Genomic DNA, 8,433 nt, shown 5'->3' on the forward strand with positions numbered 1-8,433 from the left:
CCTCCCCCCTCGAGAGGGGCGATACCAGCGGCCCGGCAAAGCCGGTTCCGCGGTATCCCTGGCCTTGGCCGCGCCGGTCGGCGCCGACGCGCACTACTTCGGCCGGCTGGCGCAGGGCGTCTTCGAGATTCCGCGTTGCCGGGCCTGCGCGCGCCATCACTTCTTTCCGCGCATCTGCTGTCCGCACTGCGGGTCCGAAGCGCTGGAGTKGGTTGCCCCTTCGGGCGCGGGCACGGTCTATTCATCGACCATCGTGCGCCGGCCCGAAGGCGACTACACGGTCTGCCTCGTCGATCTCRACGAAGGGCCGCGGCTCATGAGCCGGGTGGTCGGCACGCCGGTCGAGCAGGTGCGCATCGGTATGGCGGTGCGCGCGCAGGTCGACCAGACGGACGACGGCCCGCTGCTGGTCTTCGCGCCTCGGGGAGACGCATCGTGAGCGCGGATCGACGCGGCGCCATCGCGGTGCTCGGCACCGGCCTGGCCGGCCTCGGCCATGCGGGTGGATTGACCGAGCAGGAAATCATCGCGCAAGCCGCCTGCAAGGCCGTGGCGCGCAGCGGCCTCGAGATGAAGGACATCGACGGCATCCTCACGTCGAGCCTGACCTCGCCCTGGTGGGTGATGCGGATGGCCGAGTACCTGGGCATCCGGCCGCGCTTCTCCGACAGCACGATGTTCGGCGGCTCCTCGTTCATCGCCGACCTCAAGGTCGCCGCGCTGGCGATTGCCGCGGGCGAGTGCGAGAACGTGCTGGTCTGCTACGGCAGCACGCCGCGCAGCGCGCCGAGCAGCTCGAAGATCAACCAGATGCGGGCCGAGCTCGATCCGCAACCGTACGAGCATCCCTACAAGCCGTTCAATCCGGTGTCGAGCTATGCGCTGGCCGCGGCCCGCCACATGCATGAATACGGCACGACGCGGCGCCAACTCGCCGAAGTCGCGGTGGCGGCGCGGCAGTGGGCGCGGCTCAATCCCGATGCCTTCGCGCGCGGGCCTTTGGCCATCGAGGACGTGCTCGGCGCCAAGATGATCTCCGACCCGCTAACCGTGCGCGACTGCTGCCTGGTGACCGACGGCGCCGGCGCCTTCGTCCTGACTTTGGCGGCGCGCGCCCGCGCGCTGCATGCGAAGCCGGTCTACGTGCTGGGCAGCGGGCACGCGCACTGGCACCGGCAGATCTCGTGCATGGAAGACCTCGCCGTGACGCCGGCGGTCGACTCGGGCCGGAGCGCCTTCGCGCAGGCCGGCCTGACGCCCGCCGACATCGACGTGGTCGAGCTGTACGACGCGTTCACGATCAATCCGATCCTCTTCCTCGAAGACCTCGGCTTCTGCAAGAAGGGCGAGGGCGGCGCCTTCGTCGAAGGCGGCCGGATCGCGCCGGGCGGCAGCTTCCCGATGAACACCAACGGCGGCGGCCTGTCCTGCACGCACCCGGGCATGTACAGCATCTTCCTCGTCATCGAAGCCGTGGCGCAGCTGCGCGGCGAAGCCGATGCGCGCCAGATCGCCGGTGCCGAGGTGGCACTGGTGCATGGCAACGGCGGCGTGCTGTCGAGCCAGGCCACCGCGATCCTGGCCACTTCACTTTGACGGCTGCCCGATGATCGACAAGTTCATTTCGACGGCTGCCGAGGCGGTGGCCGACATCCATGACGGCGCCACCGTGCTGGTCAGCGGCTTCGGCCTGGCGGGGCAGCCGGTCGAGCTGCTCGACGCGCTGCTGGCCCAGGGCGCGCGCGAGCTCACCGTGGTGTGCAACAACAGCGGCAGCCACGATGCCGGGCTGGCGCGGCTAATCCGGCTCGGCCGGGTGCGCAAGCTGGTGGCGTCCTATCCGCGCGGCGCCGAGTCCGTGGCCTTCGAGACCGCGTTCGCCGAGGGGCGCATCGACTACGAGTGCGTCCCGCAGGGCACGCTCGCCGAGCGCCTGCGGGCGGCCGGTGCCGGGCTCGGCGGTTTCCTCACGCCGACCGGCTATGCCACCGAGCTGGCCGAGGGCAAGGAGACGCGCGTGATCGACGGCGTCGGCTACGTCTTGGAGAAGCCCCTGCGCGGCGACTTCGCGCTGGTCAAGGCCCAGGCCGCGGACCGCTGGGGCAACCTCGTGTATCGCAAGGCGGCGCGCAACTTCGGGCCGCCGATGTGCATGGCGGCCGCGGTGGCGATCGTTCAGGTCGAACGGTCGGCGCCGCTCGGATCGCTCGACCCCGAGGCGATCGTGACGCCCGGGATCTTCGTGCAGCGCGTCGTGCAGGTCGCGAGCGACGACAGGAGTGTTTGCGCATGATCGCCAAGCTAGATCGCGCGGCCATGGCACGCCGCATCGCGCGCGACATTCCGCCCGGCGCCTATGTGAATCTCGGCATCGGCCTGCCGGTCACGGTGCTCGACCACTTCCGGCCCGAGGACGAGGTCGTCGTCCACAGCGAGAACGGCATCCTCGGGATGCGCGCGCTCGACCTCGGCGAGGCGCCCGACGCCGACCTGTCCAACGCGGCCAAGCGTCCGGTCGGACTGGTGCAGGGCGGCAGCTATTTCCACCACGCGGACTCCTTCGCGATGATGCGCGGCGGCCATCTCGACTATTGCATCCTCGGCGGCTACCAGGTGTCGGCCACCGGCGACCTCGCCAACTGGTCGCTGGGGCAGCCGGGCGTCGCCACCGCGGTGGGCGGCGCGATGGACCTCGCCGTCGGCGCCAAGGCGGTGTACGTGCTGATGGAGCACCTGACGCGCGACGGCGAGCCCCGGCTTGTGCAGCGGTGCACGCTGCCCTTGACCGGGCAGGGCGTCGTCAAGCGCGTCTACACCGATCTCGCGGTCATCGATCTCACGCCCGGTGGCTTCCGCGTCCGCGACATGGTGGCCGGCATGACGCGGCGGCAGCTGAAGCAGCTCACCGGCGCGCCGCTGCAATTCCCAGGAGACGATGCATGAGTGAAGTTCGCTACGCCGAGCACGGCGACGTGGCCGTGATCCTGATCGACAATCCGCCGGTCAACGGCCTCGGCCATTCGGTCCGTCAGGGCATTGCCGAAGGGCTGAGCCGCGCGGCCGCCGACCCGTCGGTGAAGGCGGTGGTGCTGGCGGGCGCGGGCAGGATGTTCTGCGGTGGTGCCGATATCCGGCAGTTCAACACGCCGGCGGCGGCGTTGCCGCCGATGTCGCGGCAGGTGCTGCGGAAGATCGAGCAATCCGGCAAGCCGGTGGTGGCCGCCATTCATGGCGCGGCCTTGGGTGGAGGGCTGGAGCTGGCGCTCGGCTGCCACTATCGTGTCGTCACCGCCGACGCCCGGCTCGGCCTGCCCGAAGTCAACCTGGGGCTGGTGCCTGGCGGCGGCGGAACGCAGCGCCTGCCTCGCCTGCTGGGCGTCCGCGCGGCGCTCGATTTCGTCCGCCTCGGCAAGCCGGTGCGTGGCGAGCAGGCCGTGGCCTCAGGGCTGGCCGATGCGCTGATCGAGGGCGATGTCGTCGAGGCCGGCGTTGCATGGGCGCGCACCATGCTCGGCCGAGGCGGCACCCATCGCGTGATCGGGCACGCGCCGCCGGCCGGCTTCGACGGCGTCGACTTCGCCGCATCGAAGGCCGCGGTGAGCGGCAGGGCGCGCAATGCGCTGGCGCAGCGAAGCGCCATCGAATGCATCGAGGCATCGATCCGCCTGCCTTTCGAGGACGGCCTCGACTTCGAGCGCGCGCGCTTCGACGTGCTGGTGGCCGGGCCCGAGTCGAAGGCGCTGCGCCACCTGTTCTTCGCCGAGCGAGAGGCCGCCAAGCTGGACGGAGCGCCGTCCGCTGCGGGGGTGCGCGGGATCGCGAGCGTGGGCGTCCTCGGCGCCGGAACGATGGGCGTCGGCGCGAGATCAGGCGGCGCTCGATATCGCGGCCTGGCGCAGGTCGGGCGCAACTAGCAACTGACGGCTTCCGTTCGAAGAGAAAGACAGGCCAAAGGGGGCGTTGTCGGGCGATGAAATGGCGCAGAGGCTTGCGCGCATCACGCCGACGCTGGCCATCGAATCGCTGTCCGGATGCGATCTCGTGATCGAGGCTGTGTGACTCTCCCTCGTTTCCACGTACATCAAGTCACTCAGTCAAGAGGCTGAGTTCCCTTTCGACTGGAGCAAGGTATCCGATTGCCGTGTGCATGTGCACGCGGTTGTAGAAGCCCCTCGATCCAGTCCACGATGTCCAGGCGAGCCTGCGCAAGCGATGCCCCGAGTCGATGGTGACTGCCCAGGCCCGCCGATACACCGGACGTAGCCCTTGGCGCTTGAGGCTTCGGCGCACCCGCTCGGCGCTGACGCGCTCGCCTTGCTGGCGAAGCTGCTGCGTGATGCGCGGTCGACCATAGCTGCCTCGGCTGTTGCGGTGCGCGAGCTGGACCTTGGCATCCAGAGTCTTGTTTGCGAGGGCTCGAGCGCTTGGCGCTCGCACGCGCCACTGGCAGTACCCCGTGCGGGACACCGACAGCACGCGGCGCAGCCGGCTGACCGTGTACTTGTTGCGATGGTTGTCGATCCAGGCGCACTTCATCGCGACCCATTGGCAAAGTATGCCGTCGCTTTTTCAAGGATTTCCACATCCAACTTCGCATCAATCAGTTCCCGGCGCAGTCGGTTTTTCTCCGCTTCCAGCTCGCTCACCGGGCGACGCGTCGGCACGGCTGCAGCACCTCCGATGGCTGCCCCAGGTGCTGCAACGCCAGTCGCCGCTCGCCGCCGATTCCAGTTGTCCACCGTCGCCACCGGCACGCCCAGCCGGCRTGCCGCCTCATGGCTGCCGACCGATTCCGCCAGTCTGATCGCCTCGACCCTGGCTTAATCCGTGTACTGCCGTTTCGGCAGCTTGCAATCTCTCATTTCGATTCTCCTTACAACTCAAGTTTCCAACTTCTTGGTGTACGTGAAATCGGGGCAGGGTCACACCGATCCGCCTTTGTTCAATGGCCACAGCCTACGGCCATGGGCGGTCTGCAAGAGAGCCAATGAGGGCGCCTCTGATACGCTCGGCCCCATGAAGGCCCTAAAGTTATTCAACAGCCTGAGCCGCAATCTTGAAGCGTTCTCACCTATCCACCATGGTGAGGCACGTGTCTACAGTTGCGGGCCGACCGTCTACAACTACGCGCACATCGGCAATCAGAAGTGGCGCCGCAAATCCGCACAGCGTCTTAGGTGGAACTCCGGGCATGATGCCGGGCCGAGAACGGTCTGGCGACAGGAGTTTCGATGGTCAAGAAATCAGCGCGGCGCACCCGCCGCACGCACACGCCGGCGTTCAAGGCCCAGGTGGCCGTGGCCGCCTTGCGTGAAGACAAGACTCTGGCCGAGCTGGCCAAGCAGTTCGAGCTGCACCCCAACCAGATCACGGAGTGGAAGCGGCAGTTGCTGGAGCACGCGGCCGAAGCCTTCGGCGGCGGCGCAGCGGCGCCAGCCGAACCGGTCGACCTGAACCCGCTGCACGCCAAGATCGGGCAGCTGACGCTGGAGAATGATTTTTTAGAACGCGCGCTCACCAAGGCGGGATTGCTGAGCGCAAGGCGATGATCGACCGGAACGAGCAACTGTCCGTCACGCGCCAAGCGCTGCTGTTGGGCATCAGCCGTGGCTCGGTGTACTACCTGCCGCGGCCAGTGAGCGACGCCGACCTGGCGCTCATGCGCCGTCTGGACGAGTTGCACCTGGAGCACCCCTTCATGGGAGCGCGCATGCTGCGCGACCAGTTGCATCGCGAGGGTATCCAGGTTGGCCGCAGGCATGTGGGCACGTTGATGCAGCGCATGGGCATCGCGGCGCTTGCGCCGCAACCGGGAACGAGCAAGCGCGCACCGGGCCACAAGATCTACCCGTACTTGCTGCGCAAGCTGGCGATCACGCGGGCCAATCAGGTGTGGGCGCTGGACACGACCTACATCCCGATGGCGCGCGGCTTCGTCTACCTCACTGCCGTGGTGGACGTGTTCAGCCGCCGCGTGCTGGCCCAGCGTGTGGCGATCACGCTGGAGGCGATCCACGCCAAGGAAGTGATCGAGCGGGCCCTGGCCAAGTACGGCACGCCCGAGATCGTCAACACCGACCAGGGCAGCCAGTTCACCGCCGAGGAGTTCACGCGTGTCGTGCTCGATGCCGGCTGCAGGCTGTCGATGGATGGACGCGGCGCTTGGCGAGACAACGTGTTCGTCGAGCGCCTGTGGCGAAGCGTGAAGTACGAGCGGGTGTACCTGAAGGCCTACGACAGCGTCAGCGCCGCGCGCGCCGACATCGCCGAGTACTTGGCCTGGTACAACGCGCATCGCGCTCATTCGAGCTTGGCTCGCTCTACGCCGGATGAGGCGTACTTCGCCGCCCTGCCGCACCTGAAGCTGGCTGCGTAAGATGAAATCCCTGGTGCGCCCCGAGTTGCCCACCGCGTCGGTCGGTTCGTCGCGAGCGCCGACCGCCGCCGTGGACAACTCTGCACCGTTGGCAAACCGCCCGCAATCCACTTAAGAATCGGGGAATGCTGTTCAGACAAGCGGGGCCACTTCTATCTTCGCGCTTACGTGTTCGCAGACACGCTGGGACGAACCCTCACATACGCTGGCTACCGGCTGACCCACGTCATCAACATTACCGACGTAGGTCACCTTACCGATGATGCGGACGCAGGCGAGGACAAGGTCGAAATGATGGCGGCGAAGAAGCTCCAGTCGATCTGGGACATAGCGCGCCACTATCGCGACGCATACTGGAACGACATTCGTGCACTGAACATTCGCCAGCCAACCAACTGGCCGATCGCCAGTGAGTTCGTTCCACAAATGATGGATTTCGCCAAGCAGATCGCCGACCGTCACTGCTATCAACTCGATAGCGGGCTCTATTTCGACACCACTACAGTTGCCGACTATGGGGCTCTTGCGCGTGCCACCTCGGTACCCGGGGAAAGCCGCATCGGCCAAGTCGAAGGCAAGCGCCATCCGTCTGACTTCGCAATCTGGCGGAAGACACCGCCGGGCGAGAAGCGCCAGATGGAATGGGACTCACCCTGGGGTTGCGGTGTACCCGGTTGGCACTTGGAATGCTCGGTCATGTCCGCGTCACTCTTGGGCCTACCGTTCGACATCCACACGGGAGGTATCGACCACCGCGAGATCCATCACCCCAACGAGATTGCCCAGAATCAAGCCTATGCCGCCAGCAATCATTCTGGCGCCTGCCTGTGGATGCACAACAACTTTTTGATTGACCGAAGGGGAGCAGCGGCAACCAAGATGTCGAAATCTGAAGGTGAATTCCTGCGCCTGCAAGTGCTAGTAGATGCTGGCTACTCGCCGATGGCATTCCGTCTCATGTGCCTACAGACTCATTACCGCAACGAACCGGAGTTCAGTTGGGATAACCTCAAGGCTGCACTTACGCGGCTCAAACGTTTGGTCATCGCCGCCGAACCGTTGCAAGGTGTCGTCACCGCTGACATGCTCGATCCCCGCCTCAGGCAGGCTGCCGATGCCTTCGATGCAGCGATCTGTGAAGACCTCAACACGCCTGTGGCTCTGACTCATCTGGAGTACGGCTTGTTTCTCAGCGACGCGCCCGAAGGCCAAAGAAGGCACTTTGTTGAGGGATTGGATGCCGTCTTAGGACTTAATCTTGCTACGCTGAAACGGACGGACTTGCGGCTTCGCCCTGCGCAAGCGAGCATTTCGGAAGCGGAGATGCACACACAACTTGCACTTCGCCGAGAGGCACGTGTGGCACTGGACTTCGTTCGTGCCGACGCCCTGCGCGTTTCCTTGGCTAATGCACATGTCAGTGTCATGGATGGCGATTCCCTGGAGTGGGATTGGGCACTGGCCTGAAGTACCACCGCCACGCAGCACAATCCTCAGGATTACCCCTTCAGGTGACGTCCTGCGAATTGCTGTATGTCGCGGCACCTAGTCTTACTGTGTCATAAATAAAATATTGCGATCTTCCGGATTTCGTGCTGGAGGATCGCTGAATGCAGCCGAGCGCTTTGACCGGTATCGTGAGCATCTGAGCGAAGGCCTCGGTCACGCAGACTGCCACGCTGGCCTTCGTGATTGCTGCACGGGCTTGATGCTGCCACTGGCGCGTAGGAGTGTGGAGTCCATGGGTAAGCGAGCGCCCAAGGCCCTCTTGACGATCGAACCTCGTAGCGACTAGAGCAGATCGCTCTCGCCGTCGTTGACTTCATCGATAAAGAGGTCGTCCGACCAGGCCTACGCGCGAGGCGCCTTCGACCCGGTGCCGGGCGTGGCTTATGACTTCTGCATCAGCCGGGCCGCACGCCATCCGTAAGCAACTGGTCACCCCATCTTGAATCGTTCCGCGGGTGCCGGGAGCATGCGTCCACCTCACAACTTAGGTGGACACCATGGAAATCGCCAAACCCGCTACCCGCCGTCGCCACGGCCCGGACCTGAAG

8 protein-coding genes and 2 pseudogenes are annotated in these 8,433 nt (G+C 65.8%); 9 read left to right on the forward strand and 1 reads right to left on the reverse strand.

The genetic code is table 11. The annotated features are described in order from the left end of the window. Window positions 1–58 precede the first annotated feature (58 nt). From AC1D2E_RS24515 to AC1D2E_RS24540, 6 genes are all read left to right on the forward strand, one after another. Entirely contained in the window at window positions 59–439 is a 381-nt protein-coding gene (locus AC1D2E_RS24515; RefSeq protein WP_478199817.1) for a Zn-ribbon domain-containing OB-fold protein, read from the forward strand. After that, window positions 433–1,596 carry a thiolase gene (locus tag AC1D2E_RS24520; protein ID WP_478199818.1) on the forward strand — a complete coding sequence of 388 codons (1,164 nt, stop codon included), beginning with the start codon at window positions 433–435 and terminating at the stop codon, window positions 1,594–1,596. Before AC1D2E_RS24515 ends, AC1D2E_RS24520 begins: the two co-directional genes overlap by 7 nt. 10 nt (window positions 1,597–1,606) lie before the next feature. Next, on the forward strand, window positions 1,607–2,293 hold the full coding sequence (locus AC1D2E_RS24525) for a 3-oxoacid CoA-transferase subunit A (protein WP_478199811.1): 687 nt from the start codon (window positions 1,607–1,609) through the stop codon (window positions 2,291–2,293). Continuing rightward, complete coding sequence (locus tag AC1D2E_RS24530) at window positions 2,290–2,943, forward strand: 3-oxoacid CoA-transferase subunit B (protein ID WP_478199812.1); 654 nt, start codon at window positions 2,290–2,292, stop codon at window positions 2,941–2,943. The genes AC1D2E_RS24525 and AC1D2E_RS24530 overlap by 4 nt, the downstream gene beginning before the upstream one ends. Continuing rightward, on the forward strand, window positions 2,940–3,914 hold the full coding sequence (locus AC1D2E_RS24535) for an enoyl-CoA hydratase-related protein (RefSeq protein WP_478199813.1): 975 nt from the start codon (window positions 2,940–2,942) through the stop codon (window positions 3,912–3,914). Before AC1D2E_RS24530 ends, AC1D2E_RS24535 begins: the two co-directional genes overlap by 4 nt. Window positions 3,915–3,975: 61 nt before the next feature. Next, window positions 3,976–4,059 (forward strand): hypothetical protein, encoded by an 84-nt coding sequence (locus tag AC1D2E_RS24540; protein WP_478199819.1) that lies wholly within the window; start codon window positions 3,976–3,978, stop codon window positions 4,057–4,059. A gap of 147 nt (window positions 4,060–4,206) precedes the next feature. Here AC1D2E_RS24540 and AC1D2E_RS24545 read toward each other — a convergent pair. Continuing rightward, window positions 4,207–4,862, reverse strand: a pseudogene (locus tag AC1D2E_RS24545) (IS3 family transposase); the annotation flags it as partial. Window positions 4,863–5,231: 369 nt separating this feature from the next. On the opposite strand from AC1D2E_RS24545, the gene AC1D2E_RS24550 reads away from it, so the two are divergent. The 3 genes and pseudogenes from AC1D2E_RS24550 to AC1D2E_RS24560 form a co-directional block, all read left to right on the forward strand. After that, window positions 5,232–6,376, forward strand: a protein-coding gene (locus AC1D2E_RS24550) for an IS3 family transposase (protein ID WP_478199814.1) whose coding sequence is annotated in 2 segments (ribosomal slippage) — window positions 5,232–5,511 and window positions 5,511–6,376 — 1,146 coding nt in all. Because the reading frame shifts where the segments join, the coding sequence is not laid out codon by codon here. 168 nt (window positions 6,377–6,544) lie between these two features. Then, on the forward strand, window positions 6,545–7,843 hold the full coding sequence (locus AC1D2E_RS24555) for a cysteine--tRNA ligase (protein ID WP_478199815.1): 1,299 nt from the start codon (window positions 6,545–6,547) through the stop codon (window positions 7,841–7,843). Window positions 7,844–7,982: 139 nt separating this feature from the next. Then, window positions 7,983–8,120 (forward strand): annotated as a pseudogene (locus tag AC1D2E_RS24560) (IS701 family transposase); the annotation flags it as partial. Between the last annotated feature and the right edge of the window lie 313 nt (window positions 8,121–8,433).

The sequence above is a fragment of the Variovorax sp. P1_H2 genome (genome assembly GCF_056405295.1).

Excerpts from the sequence above, each read along its gene's own strand:
- AC1D2E_RS24525 (WP_478199811.1), top strand. The coding sequence starts at position 1,607 with ATGATCGACAAGTTCATTTCGACGGCTGCCGAGGCGGTGGCCGACATC.
- AC1D2E_RS24530 (WP_478199812.1), top strand. The coding sequence starts at position 2,290 with ATGATCGCCAAGCTAGATCGCGCGGCCATGGCACGCCGCATCGCGCGC.
- AC1D2E_RS24535 (WP_478199813.1), top strand. The coding sequence starts at position 2,940 with ATGAGTGAAGTTCGCTACGCCGAGCACGGCGACGTGGCCGTGATCCTG.
- AC1D2E_RS24540 (WP_478199819.1), top strand. The coding sequence starts at position 3,976 with ATGGCGCAGAGGCTTGCGCGCATCACGCCGACGCTGGCCATCGAATCG.